This is a genomic window from Streptomyces sp. TRD_SC_5, assembly GCF_056836825.1.
Genome location: NZ_JBWZZS010000001.1, coordinates 801,213 through 823,245, shown reverse-complemented (window position 1 = coordinate 823,245; position 22,033 = coordinate 801,213). Strand labels below are relative to the sequence as shown.

17 protein-coding genes and 2 pseudogenes are annotated in these 22,033 nt (G+C 71.6%); 8 read left to right on the top strand and 11 right to left on the bottom strand.

Annotated elements, in window-relative coordinates; translation table 11 throughout:
• Positions 1-82 precede the first annotated feature (82 nt).
• The gene (locus AC1P0E_RS03845; protein WP_482740734.1) at positions 83-1,249 is read left to right on the top strand and encodes an exonuclease SbcCD subunit D; all 1,167 of its coding nucleotides are present in this window, start codon (positions 83-85) and stop codon (positions 1,247-1,249) included.
• Positions 1,246-4,812, top strand: coding sequence for an AAA family ATPase (locus AC1P0E_RS03840; protein WP_482740733.1), 3,567 nt, complete (start codon positions 1,246-1,248; stop codon positions 4,810-4,812). The genes AC1P0E_RS03845 and AC1P0E_RS03840 overlap by 4 nt, the downstream gene beginning before the upstream one ends.
• Here the strand turns inward: AC1P0E_RS03840 and AC1P0E_RS03835 are convergent.
• Positions 4,802-5,248: an Lrp/AsnC family transcriptional regulator gene (locus AC1P0E_RS03835; protein ID WP_482740732.1), complete on the bottom strand. Its 447-nt coding sequence runs from the start codon at positions 5,246-5,248 to the stop codon at positions 4,802-4,804. The two genes, AC1P0E_RS03840 and AC1P0E_RS03835, sit on opposite strands and share 11 nt — an antisense overlap.
• Before the next feature lie 94 nt (positions 5,249-5,342).
• On the opposite strand from AC1P0E_RS03835, the gene AC1P0E_RS03830 reads away from it, so the two are divergent.
• The gene (locus AC1P0E_RS03830; RefSeq protein ID WP_482740731.1) at positions 5,343-5,849 is read left to right on the top strand and encodes a rhodanese-like domain-containing protein; all 507 of its coding nucleotides are present in this window, start codon (positions 5,343-5,345) and stop codon (positions 5,847-5,849) included.
• Between the two features lie 267 nt (positions 5,850-6,116).
• On the opposite strand, the gene AC1P0E_RS03825 is transcribed toward AC1P0E_RS03830, so the two are convergent.
• From AC1P0E_RS03825 to AC1P0E_RS03815, 3 genes are all read right to left on the bottom strand, one after another.
• Entirely contained in the window at positions 6,117-7,034 is a 918-nt protein-coding gene (locus AC1P0E_RS03825) for an ATP-grasp domain-containing protein (RefSeq protein ID WP_482740730.1), read from the bottom strand.
• 108 nt (positions 7,035-7,142) lie between these two features.
• Positions 7,143-8,834 (bottom strand): DUF885 domain-containing protein, encoded by a 1,692-nt coding sequence (locus AC1P0E_RS03820; RefSeq protein ID WP_482740729.1) that lies wholly within the window; start codon positions 8,832-8,834, stop codon positions 7,143-7,145.
• A 76-nt stretch (positions 8,835-8,910) separates the two neighbouring features.
• Positions 8,911-9,405 carry an Lrp/AsnC family transcriptional regulator gene (locus AC1P0E_RS03815; protein WP_482740728.1) on the bottom strand — a complete coding sequence of 165 codons (495 nt, stop codon included), beginning with the start codon at positions 9,403-9,405 and terminating at the stop codon, positions 8,911-8,913.
• 59 nt (positions 9,406-9,464) lie between these two features.
• Between AC1P0E_RS03815 and AC1P0E_RS03810 the strand changes: the two genes are divergently transcribed.
• Positions 9,465-10,709, top strand: coding sequence for a trans-sulfuration enzyme family protein (locus tag AC1P0E_RS03810; protein ID WP_482740727.1), 1,245 nt, complete (start codon positions 9,465-9,467; stop codon positions 10,707-10,709).
• On the opposite strand, the gene AC1P0E_RS03805 is transcribed toward AC1P0E_RS03810, so the two are convergent.
• From AC1P0E_RS03805 to AC1P0E_RS03795, 3 genes are all read right to left on the bottom strand, one after another.
• Complete coding sequence (locus tag AC1P0E_RS03805) at positions 10,594-12,072, bottom strand: GNAT family N-acetyltransferase (RefSeq protein WP_482740726.1); 1,479 nt, start codon at positions 12,070-12,072, stop codon at positions 10,594-10,596. The two genes, AC1P0E_RS03810 and AC1P0E_RS03805, sit on opposite strands and share 116 nt — an antisense overlap.
• Positions 12,073-12,170: 98 nt before the next feature.
• Positions 12,171-13,796 (bottom strand): alkaline phosphatase D family protein, encoded by a 1,626-nt coding sequence (locus AC1P0E_RS03800; RefSeq protein WP_482740725.1) that lies wholly within the window; start codon positions 13,794-13,796, stop codon positions 12,171-12,173.
• Between the two features lie 207 nt (positions 13,797-14,003).
• A complete protein-coding gene (locus AC1P0E_RS03795) occupies positions 14,004-14,900 on the bottom strand; it encodes an alpha/beta fold hydrolase (RefSeq protein ID WP_482740724.1) in 897 nt (298 codons plus the stop codon).
• 179 nt (positions 14,901-15,079) lie between these two features.
• On the opposite strand from AC1P0E_RS03795, the gene AC1P0E_RS03790 reads away from it, so the two are divergent.
• Both AC1P0E_RS03790 and AC1P0E_RS03785 read left to right on the top strand, forming a co-directional pair.
• On the top strand, positions 15,080-15,961 hold the full coding sequence (locus AC1P0E_RS03790; RefSeq protein WP_482740723.1) for an RNA polymerase sigma-70 factor: 882 nt from the start codon (positions 15,080-15,082) through the stop codon (positions 15,959-15,961).
• Positions 15,962-16,099: 138 nt separating this feature from the next.
• Positions 16,100-16,864: a GntR family transcriptional regulator gene (locus tag AC1P0E_RS03785; protein ID WP_482740722.1), complete on the top strand. Its 765-nt coding sequence runs from the start codon at positions 16,100-16,102 to the stop codon at positions 16,862-16,864.
• A 34-nt stretch (positions 16,865-16,898) separates the two neighbouring features.
• Here AC1P0E_RS03785 and AC1P0E_RS03780 read toward each other — a convergent pair whose 3' ends face one another.
• On the bottom strand, positions 16,899-18,056 hold the full coding sequence (locus AC1P0E_RS03780; RefSeq protein ID WP_482740721.1) for an ROK family transcriptional regulator: 1,158 nt from the start codon (positions 18,054-18,056) through the stop codon (positions 16,899-16,901).
• A gap of 100 nt (positions 18,057-18,156) precedes the next feature.
• Positions 18,157-18,312, bottom strand: a pseudogene (locus AC1P0E_RS03775) (response regulator transcription factor); the annotation flags it as partial.
• Here AC1P0E_RS03775 and AC1P0E_RS03770 point away from each other — a divergent pair.
• Positions 18,310-18,579 (top strand): annotated as a pseudogene (locus tag AC1P0E_RS03770) (ABC transporter permease); the annotation flags it as partial. The pseudogenes AC1P0E_RS03775 and AC1P0E_RS03770 sit on opposite strands and share 3 nt — an antisense overlap.
• Positions 18,580-18,619: 40 nt before the next feature.
• Positions 18,620-19,057 (top strand): hypothetical protein, encoded by a 438-nt coding sequence (locus AC1P0E_RS03765; RefSeq protein WP_482740720.1) that lies wholly within the window; start codon positions 18,620-18,622, stop codon positions 19,055-19,057.
• 32 nt (positions 19,058-19,089) lie between these two features.
• On the opposite strand, the gene mug is transcribed toward AC1P0E_RS03765, so the two are convergent.
• Positions 19,090-19,674, bottom strand: coding sequence for a G/U mismatch-specific DNA glycosylase (mug, locus tag AC1P0E_RS03760; RefSeq protein WP_482740719.1), 585 nt, complete (start codon positions 19,672-19,674; stop codon positions 19,090-19,092).
• 10 nt (positions 19,675-19,684) lie between these two features.
• On the bottom strand, positions 19,685-21,127 hold the full coding sequence (gene purB / locus AC1P0E_RS03755) for an adenylosuccinate lyase (protein WP_482740718.1): 1,443 nt from the start codon (positions 21,125-21,127) through the stop codon (positions 19,685-19,687).
• Between the last annotated feature and the right edge of the window lie 906 nt (positions 21,128-22,033).

The window sequence follows — 22,033 nt, the reverse complement described above, 5'->3', positions numbered from 1 at the left end:
TCGGTGCTGAACGACAGGTCCGCGCTGATTCGGTGCAGGCTCAGGGGGCGGAGGAAGTAAGAATGCAGGTCGGAGCCGTCTCTTGAGGATTCTGCACACGTCGGACTGGCATCTGGGGCGGTCCTTCCACCGGGTGAACCTGCTCGACGCCCAGGCCGCGTTCCTCGACCACCTGATCACGACGGTTCGCGAGCGGGACGTGGAAGCCGTACTGGTGGCGGGTGACGTGTACGACAGGGCGGTGCCGCCGCTCGCCGCTGTCGAGCTCTTCGACCGGGCATTGCATCAGCTCGCCGCCGCGGGCGTGCCGACGGTCATGATCTCCGGCAACCACGACTCGGCCCGGCGGCTCGGCGTCGGTGCAGGGCTCATCGACCGGGCCGGGATCCATCTGCGTACCGACCCGGCTGGTTGTGCGACACCCGTCGTACTTCCTGACGCGCACGGCGACGTGGCCTTCTACGGGCTGCCGTATCTCGAGCCCGCCCTGGTGCGCGACGAATTCAAGGTGGCCGGGGTGGGGCACGAAGCGGTCCTCGGAGCGGCGATGGAGCGCGTACGGGACGACCTCGCCGCGCGTCCCGAGAACACACGGTCGGTCGTTCTCGCGCACGCCTTCGTCGCGGGCGGAGAACCGAGCGACAGCGAGCGCGACATCACGATCGGCGGCGTGGCCTCCGTACCCGCCGGGGTCTTCGACGGCGTCGACTATGTGGCCCTCGGACACCTCCACGGCTCCCAGGCCATCACCGCGCGGGTGCGCTACTCGGGCTCCCCGCTCGCGTACTCCTTCTCGGAAGCGGACCACCGCAAGACGATGTGGCTGATCGACCTCGGACCCGGCGGCGAGATCGAGGCGGAGCGGCTCGAGTGCCCAGTGCCGAGGCGGATCGCCCGGATCCGGGGACGGCTGGAGGAGCTGGTCGAAGACCCTTCTCTGGAACGTCACGAGGATGCGTGGATCGAAGCGACGCTCACCGATCCCGTACGCCCCGCGGAACCCATGGCACGGCTCTGCGCGCGCTTCCCGCACACCATCAGCCTCGTCTTCGACCCCGAGCGCGGCCCCGAGGATCCCCTCGCGTCGTACGCCCAGCGGCTCAAGGGGCGCGACGACCAGCAGATCGCGGAGGACTTCGTGGCACATGTGCGCGGCGGCAGCGGGCCGGACGAGCGGGAGCGCACGGTGCTGTACGAAGCCTTCGACGACGTACGCGTGGACGACATGACGCGTGAGGTCGCCCGGTGAGGCTGCACTCGCTGGACATCACGGCCTTCGGGCCCTTCGGTGCCACCCAGGAAGTCGACTTCGACGCGCTCAGCGCCGCCGGGATCTTTCTGCTCCACGGAGCGACCGGCGCGGGCAAGACGTCCGTCCTGGACGCCGTCTGTTACGCGCTGTACGGCGCCGTGCCCGGCGCCCGGCAGAGCCCTGGTGCCTCGCTGCGCAGTGACCACGCCCCGCACGACCTGCCGACCGAGGTGCGCCTGGAACTCACGGTGGGCGGACGGCGCCTGGAGATCACCCGAAGGCCCGCACAGCCGCGCCCGAAGAAGAAGGGCACCGGCTTCACCACGGAGAAGGCGCAGAGCTGGCTGCGGGAGCACGTGCCCGACACCGGGTGGAAGGCGCTCAGCCGCTCCCACCAGGAGATCGGCGAGGAGATCACCCAGCTCGTCGGCATGAGCCGAGAACAGTTCTGCCAGGTGGTACTGCTGCCGCAGGGCGACTTCGCGCGTTTCCTGCGCGCCGACGCGGAGGCGCGCGGCAAGCTACTCGGCCGGCTCTTCGACACCCGCCGCTTCGCCGCCGTCGAGGACCGCCTCGCCGAGCTGCGCCGCTCGGCGGAGCAGCAGGTGCGCGCGGGCGACGAGCGGCTGCTCGCCGTCGCGCAGCGGATGGCTCAGGCGGCGGGCGACAGCGCGGACGCGCGAGCCTGGCCACTGCCGGACGCGCAGCCGGGCGAGCCCGGACTCGCCGAAGCCGTACGGGAGTGGGCGGCGATCGCGCGCAGTGGTGCGCGGGAACGTCTGGACATCGCACAGTCGGCTGTCGCCGCGGCCGGGAGCCGGCAGGCGGCGGCCCGGAGCGTACTGGAGGCCGCGCGCGAACTGGCCGCTCTCCAGCAGCGCTACGCGGACGCGAGCCGGCGCGCCGACGTACTCGAAGCGCGGCGCCCCGAGTACGAGCGGCAGCGTGAGCGGCTGGAGCGCGCCCGTCGGGCCGAGCGCGTCGCCCCGGCCCTGTCGCTGCGCGACGACGCCGAGCGGGAGCACCGCGCGGCGAGCGGTGCCCGGGAACGCTCGCGCGACGAGCTGCCGCCGGACCTCGCCGACACCGGCGCCGAGCAGCTCGCCGCGCTGGAACGAAGGCTCCGCCAGGACCTCGGCGGCCTCGAAGCGGCGCGCAGGGCGGAGCTCCGCAGCGAGGAGATCGGCCGGGAGCGGGTGGCGCTGGAGCGCCAGGCCCGCGCCGACGACGAGCTGCTGCGGGACGCCGCCGACTGGCTGGGCGGCTGGGACGCGACCCGCCGCCGCTGCCAGGAGCGCATCGATGCGGCGCAGGAGGCGGTGACGCGCGCGGAGCACCTGGCGGGCCGCCTCCAACCGGCCCGCCGCAGGCTCGACGCCGCGCGCCGGCGCGACGTACTCGCCGGGCAGGTCACGGCCGCCGAGGAGCGGCTGAGGGCGGCACGTGAAGGGGCGGTCGCGGCGCACGAGACGTGGCTGGACCTCAAGGAACGCCGGCTGCGGGGCATCGCTGCCGAGCTGGCGGCGGGTCTGCGCGACGGTGAGGAGTGCGCTGTCTGCGGTTCCCGGGAACACCCGAAACCCGTACGGGCGGCGGCGGACCAGGTGGACCGTACGGCGGAAGAAGCGGCGTACGAGACGTACACGAGCGCCGAGGCGGCGCGCGGCGGTGAGGAGCGCGCGCTGGCAGCGGTACGGGAGGACCACGCGGCGGCCCGGGCCGAGGCGCGCGGCCCCGCCGTTGGCGGCGACCCGTCCGAAGCCGCGTCCTCGGACGCGCACACCGCCCGGCCGGCGCGGATCGTCGCGACGGGCGCCACCGCCGCGACCGGCCCGGGCGCGGCGTCCGGCCTGGCGGCCGAGGGCGCGGGGCGGCCCGTTGAGGGCGGCTCCGGAGAGGTGCCGTCGGGGAAAGCACGCGGGCCCGCGGACGCACCCCAGGAGCGGAGCGGCGTTGCAAGCGCCGGCGCCGCGCTCCCGCAGCGGGCGGCCTCCGGGCCGGCGGCCGGTGGCGAAGGGGGAGCGGGCGGCGCGGGTAGTCCTGGCGCGGCTGGTGGCGGGGCGGGTCGGGCCGTTGGCTCTGGCGTACCGGTGCGGGAACCGGCGTCGTGCGAGGGTGTTGGTGTCGGCGGCGCCGGTGTTGACGGCTCCGCGGAGGCGGGAGCCGGGATTCCGGCACAGTACGCGGGACCCGCGGCCGAGTCGGACCCTCCCGGCGAAGCCATCAGCGGTGGGCGCGGTACGTCCGCAGACGGGCCGACCGGTGCCGCCGGCCGTCAGCGTGACGCGAGCGTCAGCGAACTGTCGGCCCTGGTCGAGGAGTTGCGGCAGGAGCACGCCCAGGCGCATACCACCGCCGCCGGTCTGCACGCGGCCCGCGAGGCGCTGGACCGGGCCGAGCGCGAATACGCGCTGCGCGTCGACGCGCAGCAGCAGGCCGAGCGGCGGGCCGCCGCCCGTACCTCGCAGCGTGAAGCGCTCGACCGTGAGCAGGCCTCCCTCGAAGCGGACTTGACCGCAGCCCGAGGCGAAGCGCGCACTGTCGCCGAGCATGCCGCGCTGCTGGAGCGCCGCGTCCGGGTGCTCGGTGAAGCCGCCGAAGCCGTACGGGCGGTCGAAGCCACCGCCCATCGCCTCAAGGAGGCCGACGACCGGCTCGCCGACGCCGCCTTCAAGGCCGGGTTCGACACCCCGGCCGCCGCTGCCCAGGCGTTGCTCGGGGAGGCGGAGCAGCGCGACCTCCAGCACCGGATCGACGACTGGCAGCGCGAACAGGCGGCCGTCGCCGACCGGTTGGCGGAGCCCGGGACCGCCGCAGCCGCCGACCGGCCGCAGGCCGCACCGCAGCGGGCCCAGGCGGAGTTCGACGCGGCCGAGCGCGGACTGCTCGAAGCCGCGTCCGCGCTCGACGCCGCCCGCGAGTGCTGCGCCGCGCTCCGGACCCTGTCGCAGCAGGCCGCCGAGGAGACGCGACGCCTGGCCCCCCTGCGCGAGAAGTACGAGCGAGTGGCGCGACTCGCCTCCCTCACCGCGGGCACCTCCGCCGACAACGAACGCAAGATGCGCCTGGAGTCGTACGTACTGGCGGCCCGCCTGGAGCAGGTCGCGGCCGCCGCCACCGCCCGCCTCCAGCGCATGTCGTCCGGCCGCTACACCCTCGTCCACTCCGACGTCAGGTCCGGCGGCCGGGGCCGTTCAGGACTCGGCCTGCACGTTGTCGACGCCTGGACGGGCGTCGAGCGCGACACGGCGACGCTGTCCGGCGGCGAGACGTTCTTCGCCTCACTGGCCCTCGCGCTCGGCCTCGCCGACGTGGTCACCGACGAGGCCGGCGGCGTACGGCTCGACACGCTGTTCATCGACGAGGGCTTCGGCAGCCTCGACGACCAGACCCTGGACGAGGTCCTCGACGTACTGGACTCCCTGCGCGAACGGGACCGCAGCGTCGGCATCGTCAGCCACGTCGCGGACCTGCGGCGCCGCGTCACCACCCAGCTGGAGGTCGTCAAGGACCGGCACGGCTCCGTGGTGCGCCACCGCACGGCCGGGGTCAGCGGCTGAGCGCGCGCCGTGGCAGCGGCGAGGAGTAGACGACGCTGGTGGTGACCGAGCCGAGCGTGCCGAACCGGCCCGAGACCTCTTCGAGGTGCTTCATCGAACGGGCCGCGACCTTCATGACGAAGCAGTCGTCGCCCGTGACGTGATGCGCTTCGAGCACCTCGGTCGTCACTTCGAGCAGGTCGTGGAACGGCTTGTAGTTGCCGTGCGGATAGCGCAGCCGTACGAACGCCAGGATGGGCATCCCGAGCGGCTCCTGTTCGACGACGGCCGTGTAGCCCGAGATCACCCCCGCCTCTTCGAGCCGCCGCACCCGCTCCGTCACGGCGCTCGCGGACATGGACACGGTGCGGGCCAGCTCGGCGAAAGTGGCCCGGCCTTCGCGTTGCAGGGCTTCCAGGATGCGCCAGTCGGTGGCGTCCGGTGAATATCCGGTCATGGCCCCGAGACAACAGGGAATCCACCGGCAGATCAAGAGAAGAGCCGGGGAATCCCACTTCAGCTGGATGATCACTCGTCGTAGGTTTTTACCCATGACCACGACACGGATCACCACCGCCCAGGCCCCCGCCACCAGCGCGAACCCTGTTCTCCGCGTCCCGCCGGCCGCCCCCGCCGCAGCCGCCGCGTACTTCGGCGCCAGCCTCGCCTTCCACGCCGACGTGTCCGACGTCGCCTCGGTCCTCGCGTCCGGCGAGGACCCCGGCTTCGTAGTGATCGACTCGCGCTCCACCGAGTCCTGGGACCAGGGGCACGTACCCGGCGCCCTGCACCTGCCGACGGCGCTGATCCCGGCCCAGGCGGAGCGGCTGCTGGACAAGGCCGTGCCGGTCGTCACGTACTGCTGGGGCCCCGGGTGCAACGGCGGCACCCGCGCCGCCCTCGCCCTCGCCGAACTCGGCTTCCAGGTCAAGGAGATGCTCGGCGGCATCGAGTACTGGATCCGCGAGGGCTTCGAGATCGAGACCTGGGAGGGCCGCGAGCGGCGCGACGCCGACCCGCTCACCGCGCCCGTCGACTCGGACAACTGCGGCTGCTGACGGGCCGGTTCACCGTACGACGTGACGCGCGGGCCGCAGGAACCGCGCGTCCCGAGGCCCCACCTCGGCCACCGGACGCGCCGCCCGCAGCACCACATCGAGCGCGGCGTCGCTGTCGCACGCGTAATGCCCGCTCGCCCAGGCCGCGTTGGAGCCGCCTCCAGAGGCGGTTTTTCGCGCCCTGGAAACCGGATGACAGCAAACCCCGAGACCACCAAGGACGGTGGGCCATGCCGGACGACCCGGCCCGGCTCATCGCTTGGCCGGCTACGGGCTAGGCGGAGTGGGTGACGGGTCAGGTCGTTGATTCCGAGGGCGGCTTGCGGCGCGGGTGAGCGCGTCGAAGAGCGCGGACGGGTCCGCGCCCGCGGGCAGGCCGCTGACCTGCCCGTCGCCGACCTCCACCACCCGCCACACCCCGTCCTCGCGCAGCGCCAGATCGGTCGTCACCCAGCGGCAGCCGAGTGCCCGCACGGCGGGGCGTACAGCGGTGAGGTCGGGCGCGGGAAGCGCGGCGGGGGAGTCCGGATGCGCCGTCGTGAGTACGGGCTCGCCGTCGACCCACCAGACGCGTGCCTCGCCGCCCGGTTCGAAAGGTTCGTATTCGCGCACTACGAGCCCGCCCGCGAGCGAGTCCTCCTGGAGCTCGAAGAAGCGGCGTACCACCGCCGAAAGCTTCTCCGTGTCGGCGAGCGCGGGGACGAAGCAGGCCTCGTCCCACTCGTGCTTGCGGGACTTGACGAAGTCCTTGACGACGGCAGGACCGGGGCCGAGCGGGGCGGTGAGCGCGGCGAGTTCCGGTGCGGAGGGTGGCTCTCCGTACGGCCGTGGGCACCAGACGCTGCGCGGTGTGAGTTCCGCGAAGGCCTTGTACCAGCCGGGGAGTTCATGCGCGCGGCCGAAGTCGGACGCGGGCGTGAGCAGCTCGCAGTCGCGCGCCTGCAGGCCGCTTGCCAGCTGCGCATACCTGGACACCGGGAGCATCCATCCCCGATACCAGTACGGACCGCAGCCGCGCGGCACCCGCGCGAGCGCCGCGTCCGTGTCCCCGGTGAGCAGGGCGTCATGGTCGAGGAGCGCGACTTCCCCGCCCGCTTGCCGCGCGCTCGCCACCTCTTCGGCGAAGGCCGGGTCGGGGCGTCTCGCGCCGAGCGGGTCGGAGCAGAAGAGATATCCGGTGCCCATGGAAGGAACCCCCTGTCAGTACGGTTTCGCATGACGACGGCCGGGCTCATGAAATCGGCTTGAAATCGGCCTGAACCCGGCCGCCGTACCCGCGCACGCGGTGGGCCGTCAGAGCTTCGAAAGCTCTTCCACCAGGTCGTCGAGGCCCAGAGAGCCCTGCGACAGCGCCGCCATGTGCCATGCCTTGGCGTCGAACGCGTCGCCGTGCGCCTTGCGGGCGTTCTCACGGCCCAGCAGCCATGCCCGTTCACCGAGCTTGTAGCCGATCGCCTGGCCCGGCATGGACAGATAGCGGGTCAGCTCGCTCTCCACGAAGTCCGCCGGCCGTCCGCTGTGCATGCCGAAGAACTCGTGCGCCAGCTCCGGCGTCCAGCGCTCGCCCGGGTGGAAGGGGGAATCCGCCGGAATCTCCAGCTCCAGGTGCATGCCGATGTCGACGATGATCCGCGTGGAGCGCATCATCTGCGCGTCCAGGTAGCCGATCCTGCGCTCGGCGTCACCGAGGAAGCCCAGCTCGTCCATCAGCCGCTCCGCGTACAGCGCCCAGCCCTCGGCGTTGGCGCTGACCATGCCGACCGACGCCTGGTAGCGCGACAGCCGGTCCGCGACATGGACCCACTGCGCGAGCTGCAGGTGGTGCCCGGGAACGCCCTCGTGGTACCAGGTCGACGTCAGGTCGTACACCGGGAAGCGGGTTTCGCCCATCGTCGGCAGCCAGGTGATGCCCGGACGCGAGAAGTCCTCGGAGGGAGTGGTGTAGTACGGCGCCGCCGCGCTGCCGGGGGGCGCGATGCGGGACTCCACCTTCCGTACCCGCCCGGCGAGTTCGAAGTGCGTACCGTCGAGCGCTTCGATCGCCTCGTCCATCAGGCCCTGCAGCCAGACCCTGGTCTCCTCGACCCCTTCGATGTGCGTACCGTGCTCGTCGAGCCAGGCCAGCGCCTCCCACGGAGTGGCCGCGCCCGGCAGGATCTTCTCCGCCTCGGTCTTCATCTCGCCGAGCAGGCGGTGGTACTCGGACCAGCCGTACGCGTACGCCTCGTCCAGGTCGAGATCGGTGCCGTTGAAGTAGCGCGACCAGCGGGCGTACCGCTCGCGGCCGACCGTGTCGGGCGCCCCCTTCACGGCCGGGCCGTATACATCGCGCATCCAGTCGCGCAACGCGGCGACCGCCCCGGTGGCGCCGCGGGCCGCCTCGTCCAGCTCGGCGCGCAGCGCATCCGGTCCCGCTGCCGCGAACTCCTCGAACCAGCCGCGCCCGTCACCCGCCCACTCGGTCAGCTGGCCGATGAACGTCTCCGTGGCGCGCGGACCGCCCAGCAGCCCGCGTTCCAGACCGAGCGCGAGCGACGCCCGGTATCCCTCAAGGGCGCCCGGCACCGCGCGCAGCCGCTTGGCCACGGCCGCCCAGTCCTCGTCGGTCTCGGTGGGCGTCACGGTGAACACGCCGCGGATGCTGTGCGCGGGGGAGTGGATGTTGCTGACGGCCCGCAGGCTCTCGTCGGCCTCGTGTACGGCGAGCTCGGCGGTCAGCCGCTCGCGAAGGAGACGGCCGCAGCGGCGCTCCACGTCATTGTCCGCGCCCGGCAGGGCCTGCGCCGCGTCCAGCTCGGCGAGTGTGGTGCGGGCCAGCCCGGCGAGTGCCCGCTGTCCCTCGGGGGAGAAGTCCGGCAGGCTGCGGGAGCTCTCCCTCACCCCCAAGTACGTGCCGGTGATCGGGTCGAGGGCGATGAGTGCGTCGACGTACGCGTCGGCGACCTGGCGGGGGAGGGCGAGCCGGCTGCTCGGAGTGACAGACATGCCGACATCCTCGTACGGGCAAGGGCTCCGCGTCACTACTGTCCGAGGTCAGTGGCCTGACATCGGCGGCTTGATATCAGCGTCCTCCGTGGGCGCCGGCAGCCGGTGGCAGCAGCGGTCCGCAGTCCCACGCCTGGAAGATCAGCCGGGTCTCCACACGGGCGACTTCGCGCCGCGACGTGAACTCGTCCAGAACCAATCGCTGCAGGTCGGCCGTGTCCGTCACCGCCACGTGGACGAGATAGTCGTCCGGCCCGGTCAGATGGAAGAGAGCGCGCGTCTCGGGAAGCGCCCTGATGCGTTCCACGAACGGGCCGATGAGCTCACGGCGGTGCGGGCGCACCTGGACGAGCAGCAGGGCTTCGAGGCCGCGGCCGAGCTTGGCGGGGTCGAGGCGCAGCTGATGGCCGAGAATCACCCCGGAGCGGCGCAGGCGAGCCACCCGGTCCAGGCAGGTGGAGGGTGCGACTCCGACCTCGGCGGCCAGCTCGCGGTAGGTGGTCCGCGCGTCGTTCTGCAGAAGGCGCAGTATGTGCAGATCGACCGGGTCAAGTGCGACAGATTCGGCCATGGCCCGAACGTAACACGGAGTACTGTCCCTCCACTCCGGTAGTTGTTCAGAGTCATGTCATGAACACCGACGCCTCGACCACACCCTGGGCCCTGGCCACCGAAGCCGTGCACGCCGGCCGCGAAGATCTCGCCGCGCTGGGCCTGCACGCCGTGCCGCTCGACCTGTCGACCACTTATCCGTCGTACGACAGCCGGGGGGAGGCGGCGAGAATCGACGAATTCGCCGCCACCGGCGCGCGGCCCGACGGCCCACCCGTGTACGCACGGCTGGACAACCCGACCACCGCCCGCTTCGAGGACGCCCTCGCGCGGCTGGAGGGCGCCGAGAGCGCCGTCGCGTTCGCCAGCGGCATGGCCGCGCTCACCGCCGTACTTCTCGTACGGGCGAGCGCGGGCCTGCGCCACGTCGTCGCCGTACGGCCGCTGTACGGATGCAGCGACCACCTGCTGAACGCCGGGCTGCTCGGCACCGAGGTGACCTGGGTAGATCCGGCCGGCATCGCGGACGCGATACGCCCCGACACCGGCCTCGTGATGGTCGAGACCCCCGCCAACCCGACGCTCGCCGAGGTCGACATCAAGGCGGTCGCACAGGCCTGCGGGCCGGTGCCGCTGCTCGTCGACAACACCTTCGCCACGCCGGTGCTCCAGCGGCCCCTGGAGCACGGCGCGCGGATCGTCCTGCACAGCGCGACGAAGTACCTCGGCGGACACGGCGACGTCCTGGGCGGGGTGGTGGCGTGCGACGAGGAGACCGCGAGGCAGCTGCGCCAGGTGCGGTTCGCGACCGGCGGAGTACTGCATCCGCTCGCCGGGTACCTGCTGCTGCGCGGGCTTTCCACGCTGCCCGTACGCATGCGGGCCGCCTCGGCGACCGCGGCCGAGCTGGCCCGGCGGCTGGCCGCCGACCCGCGCGTGGCGCGGGTGCACTACCCGAAGCTGGGCGGCGCGATGGTGGCCTTCGAGGTGTACGGCGATCCGCATGCGGTGATCGGCGGCGTACGGCTGATCACGCCGGCCGTCAGTCTCGGCAGCGTGGATTCGCTCATCCAGCATCCGGCCTCCATCAGCCACCGCATCGTGGCCGAGGGAGACCGGCGGTCCTCGGGCGTCAGCGACCGGCTGCTGCGGATGTCGGCCGGGCTGGAGGACGTGGAGGACCTGTGGCGGGACCTGTGCGAGGCGCTCAGCGCTGCTGGGGCCGCACGGCCCGCGTCTGTGCCTGGTCCGGTGCCTGTACCGGAGCCGCTGCGTGTGCGGGACGAGGTCGTACGGCCGGCGGCGCAGCCAGCCGCGCGGTGACCACCAGCGTGCCCTCCTCGATCTGGTAGTCGAGGGGCAGGCCGAGCCCGCGCATGGCCGCGACCATGCCGGTGTTGGACGACTGGGTCACGGCGTACACGCTCTCGCAGCCCGCCTCGACGGCGAGCGCCACCAGACGTTCCAGCAGCTCGGAGCCGATGCCGCGGCGCTGCCACGCGTCCTCGACGAGCAGCGCCACCTCCGTTTCGTCGCCGTCCCAGAGCAGATGACCGAGGGCGACGAGGCGGCCGGAGGCCGTCTGGACGGCCAGGGTGCGGCCGAAGCGCGGGCTGAGGAGGTGGCTGAGGTAGCGGTCGGCGTCGCCCACCGGGCCGTGGTAGCGCAGGCTCAGGGTGCGGTCGCCGCAGCGGTCGTGCATGGCGCGGGCGGCTTCGAGGTCGTCGAGTCCTGCCCTGCGGACGGTGATCGCGTTGCCCTCGGGGAGCGTCAGGACGTCCTCGCTGCGGGGGATGCGCGGGCCGAGACGGGCGTCGAGTTCGACGAGCGCGCGGGCGCGCGCGAACTCCGTCGGGGTGAAGGGCAGATAGTGACGCTCGATGGTGATCACCCCGCCGGACGGGTCGCGCAGCTTCATGACCGTACCGTCGAGTACGCCCTCGACCGGAGCGCTCTCGCCGGTGGGCCGGCCGGTGAGGGTGGTCGCGGGAAGCGAGTGGATGGTGCAGCGGCCGAGCAACTGGCGCAGTGCCAGGGGTAGTTCGGCGGCGTCGAGCGCGGTGCGGGTGGCGAGGCCGAGCACCCGGGTGGGGGCGTCGACCAGGTCGTGGGCGTCGGCCCGCTCCAGCCAGGTGTCGCTGCCGCCGGCGCCGGCGATCTCGCGGCTGAGCTGGGCGGCTTGAAGGGTGGCGGGGGCGCGCAGCAGCAGTTCGTCGACCGTGCCTTCGGCGAGCGGGTGGGTCTGCAGGGTGAGGATGTCCACCTGGTGCCGGGCCAGGGCGGTGCACAGCAGCGCAAGGCTTCCGGGCTCGTCCTTGACGGTGGTGCGCATCCGCCACAGGGCGGTTTCGGGCGCGGGCGCCACTGGTTCGGTACCGGTGTCCTTTGTGCCGGTGTCCTTCGTGCCGGCGCCCGTTGAGGCGGCAGCCGGCGGCGGAGCATGGCTGTGCCGTCGCGCCCACCAGGTGTGGAACCCTGCCGTGGCGGTCAGCACCACGGCCGAGATCACCAGGAGGTACGGTCCGTCGGGTCCGTGCACGATCATGTTCGCGACGGCGTCCGCGACGGCCACCGCCGTGAACAGGGCGGCGAGTTCGACGAGGTCCCGCCGCCAGTGGTGCGTGCGGCGGGTCCTCTTCGCGGACCACGTGGACGTCGGCTTGTTCACTTCAGTCATGTCGGTCATGGCACCACTGTGACCGAGCGGTGTTGCGTGATCACGAACGCTTTGTGACTGATGGGTTAAGTATGCTTCTGGGCAGTTTGGGACCGTTTTCAATCACATCACAGGCTCACCCGGCCCGGCTGAAGCACCTTGCTGAACAGCACCACGCCTCCCTCCGCGCGCAGACGTACCGTCAGCTCTCCGCTCCCGCCGTCGATTTCGACCTCGCCGAAGTACTGCGGCGACTCCATCGGGGACACGTTGGCGCGCGTCGGTGCTTTGACGAAGACCTGGTCCGGGCCGAAGGTTGCGTCGAGCCGGCCCGCCGGGAATCCGCCGGCGGCCAGCGGTCCGGACACGAACTCCCAGAAGGGCGCGAAGTCCTTGAACGCCGCGCGCGACGGGTCGTAGTGCTGGGCCGAGGTGTAATGCACATCGGCGGTGAGCCACACCGTGCCGGTGATACGGGCGTACTTGATGTGACGCAGGAGTTCCGCGATCTGGAGCTCCCGGCCCAGCGGCGCACCGGGATCGCCCTGAGCGACGGCCTCGAAGTTGGCCGCTCCGTCGGGGACGACGATTCCCAGCGGCATGTCGGAGGCGATCACCTTCCATACGGCGCGGGAGCGCGACAGTTCCCGCTTCAGCCAGGCGAGCTGCTCGGCGCCGAGGATCCCGGTGGCGTCGTCGGTCTGCCGGCCGGGCGAGTTGGCGTTGCGGTACGTCCGCATGTCGAGCACGAAGACATCGAGCAGGGGGCCCTGTCTGACCACCCGATAAACCCGGCCGGCGTCCTTTCGGCCCTCCACGCGCGCGTGGAGCGTCGAAATCGGGAAGTACTCGCTGAACGCCCGCACCGACCGCGCCGCCAGTACGTCGACGTTCTTCTCCGTGTAGCGGGCGTCGTCGAGGATCTGGCCCGGGTACCAGTTGTTGCGTACCTCGTGATCGTCCCACTGCACGATCGAGGGCACCTGCGCGTTGAAACGGCGCACGTTCTCGTCCAGCAGGTTGTACCGGAAGTTCCCTCGGAACTCGTCCAGCGTCTCGGCCACCTTCGACTTCTCCGGGGTGGTGAGGTTCCGCCACACCCGCCCGTCCGGCAGCGTCACGCTCGGCTGGATGACGCCGTCCGCGTAGACCGTGTCGCCGCTGCACAGGAAGAAGTCCGGGTCGAGGCGGCGCATCTCGTCGTACACCCGGTAGCCGCCGATGTCCGGGTTGATGCCCCACCCCTGTCCGGCGATGTCGCCGGACCACAGGAAGCGCACGCCGTCGCGTCGCTTCACGGGCGCCGTACGGAACGTTCCCTGGAACGCTTCACCGGTACGCCGGGGATCGTCGGGATCGGCGAGGGTCACGCGGTAGTGCACCTGCTCACCGCCGGGCAGACCGCGCAGTGCCGTCGTTCCGGTGAAGTCCGTTCCGGGGCCGAGCAGGGGACCGTGCCATCTGCGCGAGTGGCGGAAGGACTCGGTCGCGGACGTTTCCACGATCATCCGGGCCGGGCGGTCGGACCGTACCCACACGAGCCCCGACGACGAGGTGACATCGCCCGTCTGCACGCCCCAGGCGGCGCGCGGCCGGCCGGAGAGCGCCTGGGCGGGCGCGGCGGACGTTCCGACGCCCAGGGCTGCGGCGCCGGGCAGGGCCAGCGCGGCCGAGGCGGCCAGCGAGCCGCGCAGGACGGTGCGTCGGTCGGGGGACTGACTTTGTGGCCGGCTCTGCGGTCGGCGGTACGGCATCGGTGCGCCTCCAGTGGCGGTTCGGTCCGAGCGTGCGACGCCATGGTTAGTGCCCGGCCACGGCAACCACACGAACCACAAGTGAACAACTGGCCCCCGTTCCGCGGAACCGGTCGGCGGTGTGCGCGTCCTACCGCTCCCGGTAGGCGCCGGCAGCGGCGCAGTGGCCCAGGTCCATGGTCCGCTTGCGCTCGACGAGTCCGTCCGTCAGGCGCGCCGGTACGAGCAGCCGCCCTGGGCTCCGGCGTGTTCGGCGGGCGTCCCCGGGTCGTACTGGCTGCTCGTGTCCAGGATGATCCGGGCGACCAGTGCGGGGTCGTCGTTCATCGGAACGTGGCCGCAGCCCGGCAGCCTGACCAGCCGGGCGCCGGGGATCGCGTGCTTGGCCCTGACGCCCTGCCGGCGCAGCAGCAGCCGGTCACGGCTTCCCCAGGCGACAGTGACAGGTATGCCGGGAACGTCGTCGGTGAACAGGACGCGGCGGCCCGCCGAGAGAGTCTGGGCGAAACCGGTCGCCTCCCGGAGGGCCAGGGTCTCAGCGACGACGGCCTCCGGTGAACGCCACCCGGGCCGCGCGTAGATGGTGCTGGTCAGCGCGATCCGGCCCGCCGCCGTGCGCGCCATCCGCTCTATGACCGGCAGCGGCAGCGTCTGCGCGCCGAGCCGCATCCCGCGCAGCGTGCCGAAGGCGTAGCGGCGCTCGCTCTCGGTCCAGAAACCGGCGGGGGACAGAGCTGTCACCGACCGAACGAGCTTCTCCTGGCCCAACTTCAGGGCGAGCAGGCCTCCGAGGGAGTTCCCCGCGACATGGGGGCGTTCGATGCCGAGCGCCTCGCACAGCGAACCGAGCACGGGAACGACCGTCGACAGGTCGTAGGAGAAGCCGTCGGGGAGCGGCGTCGACCCTCCGAAACCGGGCAGGTCCACGGCGATCACATCGCGTTCGGCGGCCAGCGCGGAGATCACCGGCTGCCACGCCTGCCAGTGATGGCCTATGCCATGCAGGAGCAGGAGCGGCTCGCCGGCGCCCGCCCGTTCGTACGCGACGGAGAGCGGGTGGCTGCCCGTGGGGGACTCGATGCTGAAGGAGACCTTTGCGGTCATGCTGCTGCTCCCTGGGTGGGGTCGGCGCTAGACAATGTGTCAGCAACAATTACCGCTGGGTAGCCTGGAGTTCAAGAGGCCGGACGGTTCCGGATTCCGCCCTGTCCGCCCCCGCTGTGTGTTCGGCGACGCACTCGTGCTGCCTGGACACGGCGGGAACGGTCGGCTGGGATGGACGGGTGACTGCCGACACCGCGACTGACGTCTTCGAAGAGCACCGCCCCGTACTGACCGGGGTGGCATACCGGATGCTCGGCCGGGTCGCCGACGCCGAGGACGTCGTACAGGAGGCGTGGCTGCGCTGGTCGGCCCAGGTGCGCGACGACGTACGGGAACCGCGTCCCTATCTGGTGCGGATCACCACGAGGCTCGCCATCGACCGGCTGAGGCACGTACAGGCGCGGCGCGAGGCGTACGTCGGGCCGTGGCTCCCCGAGCCGCTGGAAACCGACTTCGGCGCGACCGCCGAGGACACCGCGGAACGCGCGGTGCTCGCCGACTCCGTCTCGCTCGCGGTTCTCGTCGTTCTCGAGTCGCTCTCCCCGCTGGAGCGTGCCGTGTTCGTACTGCGGGAGGCCTTCGGCTTCCCGTACGGCGAAATCGCGGCCACCCTGGAACGCTCGGAATCGGCCGTAAGGCAGCTCTCGGGACGCGCCCGCAGGCATGTCGCGGAACGCAGGCCGCGCTTCGACGTGGACCCCGTCGAACGGCGGGACCTCACCGAACGTTTCCTCGCCGCCGCGTCGGGAGGGGACCTCGGCGCGCTGCTCACGCTGCTCGCGCCGGACGTCAGGCTCGTCGGCGACAGCGGCGGCAAGGCCAAGGCGCCGTTGCGTGTCATCGAGAGCGCCGACAAGGTGGGCCGTTTCCTGTTCGGGGCGGCCAAGCAGTCGATCCCCGACAGCGAGTACCGGTTCCTGGAACTCAACGGCGGGCCCGCCCTGCTGGTCCTCGCCGGCGGGAAGCCCGACTCGGTCTTCCAGCTGGACGTCGTGGACGGCCTCATCCAGTGCGTCTATATCGTGCGAAACCCCGACAAGCTCGCCGCACTCGCCCTGTAGAGGCGACGCCTGTCCTGCGCTGATTGGTCTTGACCAAGGCAGACCCCGCACTTATGGTCGCAGTGTTAGTGCAGGAACCTTTAATAAACAAGGGCGCGGAAACTCGCCCCGGGATCAGGCCGATTGCGGAGGATCAGGGTGGGGACCACGCAGCTCGATACGGTGCCGGAGCCGAAGTACTGGCACCTCAAGACCGTGCTCAGCGAGGCACTCGACTCCGATTTCGCGGTCGGTGAGATCCTGCCCAACGAGCGTGAACTCGCCGCGCGCTTCGGCGTCGCACGCGCCACGCTCCGCCAGGCGCTCGAACAGCTGGAGCTCGAAGGCCGGTTGCAGCGCCGTCGCGGCGTGGGCACCACCGTCGCCCCGCCACGTGTGGGCGTGGACGTCGGGACCTCGCAGCACGGCTGGCCGGGCGCGGCAGGCGACTCCTGGCAGCCCGTCGACTGCCTGAGTGCCGTACCGCCGGTGGCAGTTGCCCGCGTGCTCGACGGCGACAGCCAGGACGAGGTGCACACGGTGCGCCGGATCCGCGTGACGCACGGCCAGCCGGTCGCGGCCGAGCTGCTGTACGTCCCGGTGGCATCCGTACCGGACCTCGCGGCCATCGAAGCTCCCTCGGGAGCGGCCCGCGCGCGCAGTGTGCTGCGGGAACTGCAGCGCCTCGGAATGGATGGTCAGGACCGCGCCGTCGAGCTCGGCTCGGCCCGCGCGGACGACGCGAAGGAACTCGACCGCCTGCCGGGCGCGCCCGTCCTCGTCGTCACCACGCGTTATTTCGCCGAGGGCAGGACTGCCGCCGTGTCGGTCGCCACCTACCGGGCGGACACCTGCCGGCTCACCTTCGGCGACTCGGGCGACCTGGAGATCAGCCACCACACCCAGGAGCGCAGGGCGTCCTGATCCCGGCAGCGTCGTACCGTACGGCCCGTCGCACTCAGCGGCGGGCCGTCACCGTTCCCTCGACTGCGAACAGCTGCTCCTCGACATGGTCGAGAGCGAGGCGCAGCGCACCCGTCGCCACGGCCGCCTCACCGAGCAGCGACAGTGCCACCTGCGGCGGGCGCAGGCAGTAACGCGCCAACTCGCCGCGCAGCGGCTCCAGTACGCCGTCGATACCTGCCGCCCAGCCGCCGATCACGACCAGTTCGGGGTCGAGCGCCAGGACCAGCGCCGCCACGTCGTGCACCAGCCGCTGGATGAACCGCCCGACGGCCTCCTGCGCGGCCGTGTCACCCTGCCTGGCGCGCCGGAAGACGGTGGCCACGGCCTGCTCGTCCAGCGGGAGCACCGGCTCGTCCGTCGTCGACAGCAGCATCTCCGGCGTGACCTCGCGGCCCAGCAGATGGAGCGCTCCGATCTCGCCGGCCGCGCCGCCGAACCCGCGATGCAGCCGCCCGCCGATCAGTGAGCCCGCGCCGGGGCTCAGCCCGGCCAGTACGAACACGATGTCGTCGGAGTCGACGGCGGCGCCCTTCCAGTGCTCGGCGACCGCCGCCGCGTTCGCGTCGTTCTCCACCAGCACGGGGCAGCGGAAGGACCGGCGGAGCCGCTCGCCCAGCGGCAGCCCGGTCCAGTCGGGGAGGGCCGTACCCAGCCGCACGGTCCCGTCGGCCTCCACGATGCCGGGGGCTCCGACACCGACGGCGCGCAGCGAGCTCCGCGGGACGCCGGTGCGGCGCAGTACGTCCGCGACCATGGCGCGGACCCTGTCGAGCCGCTCGTCCGCCGAAGCGGTCTCGGACACCGTGCGCGAACCGGCGCCGATGACACGGCCGTCGAGGCCGGACAGCAGGGCGGCGATGCGGTGCGGGCCGATCTCGACGCCCATCAGGTGCCCCGCCTCGGCGCGGAACCGGAACCTCCGCGCCGGCCGTCCCTGCCGTCGCGTCTCACCCCCCTCGGGCGGGGCCTCGACGACGAGCCCGGTCTCCATGAGCCCTTCGACAACCCCCTCGACCGTCGGCCGGGACAGTCCGGTCACGCGGGTCAAATCGGTGAGAGTGGGGGAGTCCGCGCCGCGCAGCGCGTGCAGCACCACCGCGGAGTTGATCCGCCGCAACAAAGAGGGGTCCCCACCGGTCAACCGCCCCACGGTGTGTCCTCCCAGCTCGCGCGCTTGTTCTGCCGGATCGTACTCGCTGCCTCCGAGCACGGCGAGCCGCCCCCGAGCAGGCGCGCGCCCCGCGGTCCGGTCAGCTGGGGCAGACGAATCCGGACTCGTACGCGGCGATGACCGCCTGCGTACGGTCACGAGCGTTCAACTTGGCCAGCACCGCGCTCACATGGGTCTTCACGGTTTCCGTGCCCACGACGAGCTGCGCGGCGATCTCCGCGTTGGACAGTCCGCGTTGCTCGCCGCAGGACTCACGGCTCTGCCGCGCAGCGGCGTCGCCGTCCTCAGTCTGCTCATCCCCTTCATTCTGATCGTCTCGTTCGTGGTCGGGGACATAGCCGGAGGAGTCGCCCAGTATCTGCCGGACCGTGCCGGGCAGCAGGTGCTGCACCTGAACCCGGAGGGTGACCTCGGGGCGTGGACGGGGCTCGCGGTGACAGCGGTCTGGGCGGCTGCCGCACTGCTGGCCGGCTGGTGGGCCGTGCGGCGCCGCGACGCCTGACAGGCAGCCAATTGTCAGTGCCGGGAGGTTTACTGACGACATGAGCACCGCACGGTATCTCGCCCTCATAGACCTGCTGCGCACGAAGGAATTCCCGGCACAGCGCGGCAGGTCGGACACCGGTTTCAGCGGACCCGGCTATCACACGGCGGAGCTGAGCGCGGCCGGCGAGCTGGGGAACTCGGACGCCGCACAGAGCCTGGAGGCGCGGGAAGAGTGCGTGGCCGAGCACGACGCGCTGCTGGCGGTGCTCGGCGGGGAGTGGGGCGAGCCCCAGGTCTTCAGCCTCTGGAGTGTCCTGGAGCGGAGCATTGCGGGCGAGGACATACCGGCGCCCTGGGATGCGTTGAGCGCGCAGTTCGACAGCCTGCACATCTGGCGGGCCCACGGCAGGTGGATCGCGGTGGCGCTGGCGCTGGAAGACGGAGGGCTGTCGTACGAGCTGACGGCGGTGGTCACCGAGATCGATCCGCCCTAGCTACGGGCTGGCTACTAGACCCGACAGCCGGCTTACTCCGGGTCTGCCTGCCGCCGGCTCCTGGCTTCGGGCTCCTGGACGCCGCCCTGCGCCGCGGCTCGCAGCCGGGCGTACTCCTCGGCCATGGTCTGCGCGGTCCAGTGGGCGTTGAGGCCACTGGGGTTGGGCAGGGCCCACACCCGGGTTCCGCCGATTGTCCGCTCCTGCGGCCCGATGACTGCTTTCTTGTCGCCGAAGGCCGTGCGGTAGGCGGTGATGCCGACGACCGCGAGCCACTTCGGCCGCAGCAGTTCGACCTTCGCCGTAAGGAGCCGGCCGCCCTCGCGGAACTCCTCGTCGCTTATCTCGTCGGCCCGCGCACTCGCTCTGGCCACCACGTTGGTGATGCCGAGGCCGTAGGAAAGGAGTTCGTCCTGCTGCGCGGGCTTCAGCTGCCGGGGGGTGAAGCCCGAGAGGTGCAGCACGGGCCAGAAGCGGTTGCCGGGGCGGGCGAAGTGGTGGCCCGTCGCGGCCGACATAAGCCCGGGGTTGATGCCGCAGAAGAGCACCCGCAGGCCGCCCGCCACCACGTCGGGGACGAGGCGGTCGCGGGCGGCGAGGAACTCTTCCGGTGTCATGCCGTGCGGATCAGAGGATCGATCCGGGGGTGTACCCGGCGGCGTCGGGATGCTGCTTGGCGATCTCCTCGATGCGGGAGATTACGGCGCCGGCCTGCTGCGCCGCCGCACCTGTGAAGGACAGCTTGTCGGCCATCAGCTCGTCGAGCTGCGCCCGGTCCAGCGGGATGCGCTCGTCGGCGGCGAGCTTGTCGAGCAGCTCGTTGCGCTCGGCGCCCTGCTCACGCATCGCCAGCGCGGAGGCGACTGCGTTCTCCTTGATGGCCTCGTGTGCGACCTCTCGGCCGACCCCGGCCCGTACTGAAGCCATGAGCACCTTGGTCGTCGCGAGGAAGGGGAGGTAGCGGTCCAGCTCGCGGGCCACGACCGCCGGGAAGGCGCCGAACTCGTCGAGCACGGTGAGGAAGGTCTCAAGGAGACCGTCGAAGGCGAAGAACGCGTCGGGCAGCGCGACACGGCGCACCACCGAGCAGGAAACGTCACCCTCGTTCCACTGGTCGCCCGCCAGCTCGCCCGTCATCGAGGCGTAGCCACGCAGGATCACCATGAGGCCGTTCACACGCTCGCAGGAGCGGGTGTTCATCTTGTGCGGCATCGCGGACGAGCCGACCTGGCCGGGCTTGAAGCCCTCCGTCACCAGCTCGTGCCCGGCCATCAGCCGGATGGTCTTGGCAACAGAGGAGGGAGCGCCCGCGAGCTGCACCAGCGCGGTGACGACCTCGTAGTCCAGCGAGCGCGGGTACACCTGCCCCACCGAGGTGAAGGCCTGAGAGAAGCCGAGGTGACCGGCGATCCGCTGCTCCAGGTCCGCCAGCTTCCCGGCGTCCCCGCCCAGCAGATCCAGCATGTCCTGGGCCGTGCCGACCGGGCCCTTGATCCCGCGCAGCGGGTAGCGGCCGAGCAGCTCCTCCAGGCGCCCGTACGCCACCAGCAGCTCGTCGGCCGCCGTGGAGAAGCGCTTGCCGAGCGTCGTCGCCTGGGCCGCGACGTTGTGCGAGCGGCCCGCCATGACCAGCTCCGCGTACTCACCGGACAGCTTGCCGAGCCGGGCGAGCACGGCGACCGTACGGTCGCGCATCAGCTCCAGGGAGAGCCGGATCTGCAGCTGCTCGACGTTCTCGGTGAGGTCGCGGGAGGTCATGCCCTTGTGGACCTGCTCGTGACCCGCGAGCGCGTTGAACTCCTCGATCCGCGCCTTCACATCGTGGCGCGTGATCTTCTCGCGCTCGGCGATCGACGCCAGGTCGACCTGGTCGAGCACACGCTCGTAGTCGGAGATCGCCTCCTCGGGCACCTCGATGCCGAGGTCCTTCTGAGCACGGAGCACGGCGAGCCACAGCTGGCGCTCCAGCTTCACCTTCTGCTCGGGGGACCACAGGACGGCGAGTTGCGCGGAGGCGTAGCGGCCGGCCAGGACATTCGGGATGCGAGGCTTCGCAGGAGCAGCAGTCACGTGACCAGAGCTTACCTGGCGTTCTCAGCCGCTCGTGAGCGTCCACACAGTCCATAAGGTCCAGGTCAGAGACCCCTAGGCCACCGTGTCACGCGCAGCGTGTGAGACGCGCGTGAGACGGAACGGCCCCGGGAGGTGATTCCAGCACCGCGGGGTCCTTGATCCGAAACCCTTCCGATCAAGGAGGGAGCCGAACCCATGCAAGACCGCACCCTGAGCGCCGAGCTGGGTGGCCTCCTTGCGGCTGGCCTGGAAGCACTGGCCATCCCCACGCCAGCCACCGTCGGCAACAAACAAGTGTGACCGCATCGCGACCGCGTCGTGCACGCCCGGGTTGCCCTGGAGGGGCCAGCAGGGCGACGACCTTGGTTGGCCGCGGACTACCTGCGGCCCGTCTCGCCGAGCACCCTCCTCTGGGTACCGCCCTCTGGGGCGCCGCGGGAACGGAGGCAGTCCGATGAGCGCGCGGCGCACTGTCACGGTGCCGAGCTTTGACCACGGCCCGGTCACCCTCACCTATCCAGCCTGGTGCAGCCGACCATACGGGGTACCAGGTCAGGTACAGGGTCGTCCTGGCCCACGCTGGTGCCGAGGCCGTCACGACCCATGAGGGCGGACCGCTCCACTTTGCCAAGCTGTGGCAGTACCCGTACGGCCGGAGCACCCGTCGGCACGTGGGCGTATACGTCGAGTAGTCCGGGTTCGCCCGGACCCTGGCGTTGGCTGAGCTGGCCTCGGCGCTCGCCGACCACGCCGCGTAGTCCCGGCCCTCGCTCCCCCCTCAGCACCCTCCGCGCTGCTGGGGGATCAGTGAAGCGGATCGGCGCGGTCGCCGCTCTTGCGGCCGCGGCCGTGAGCTCCGTCCTCACCGGTGCCGGATTCTGGCAGAGGGCGTGAGACGACGAA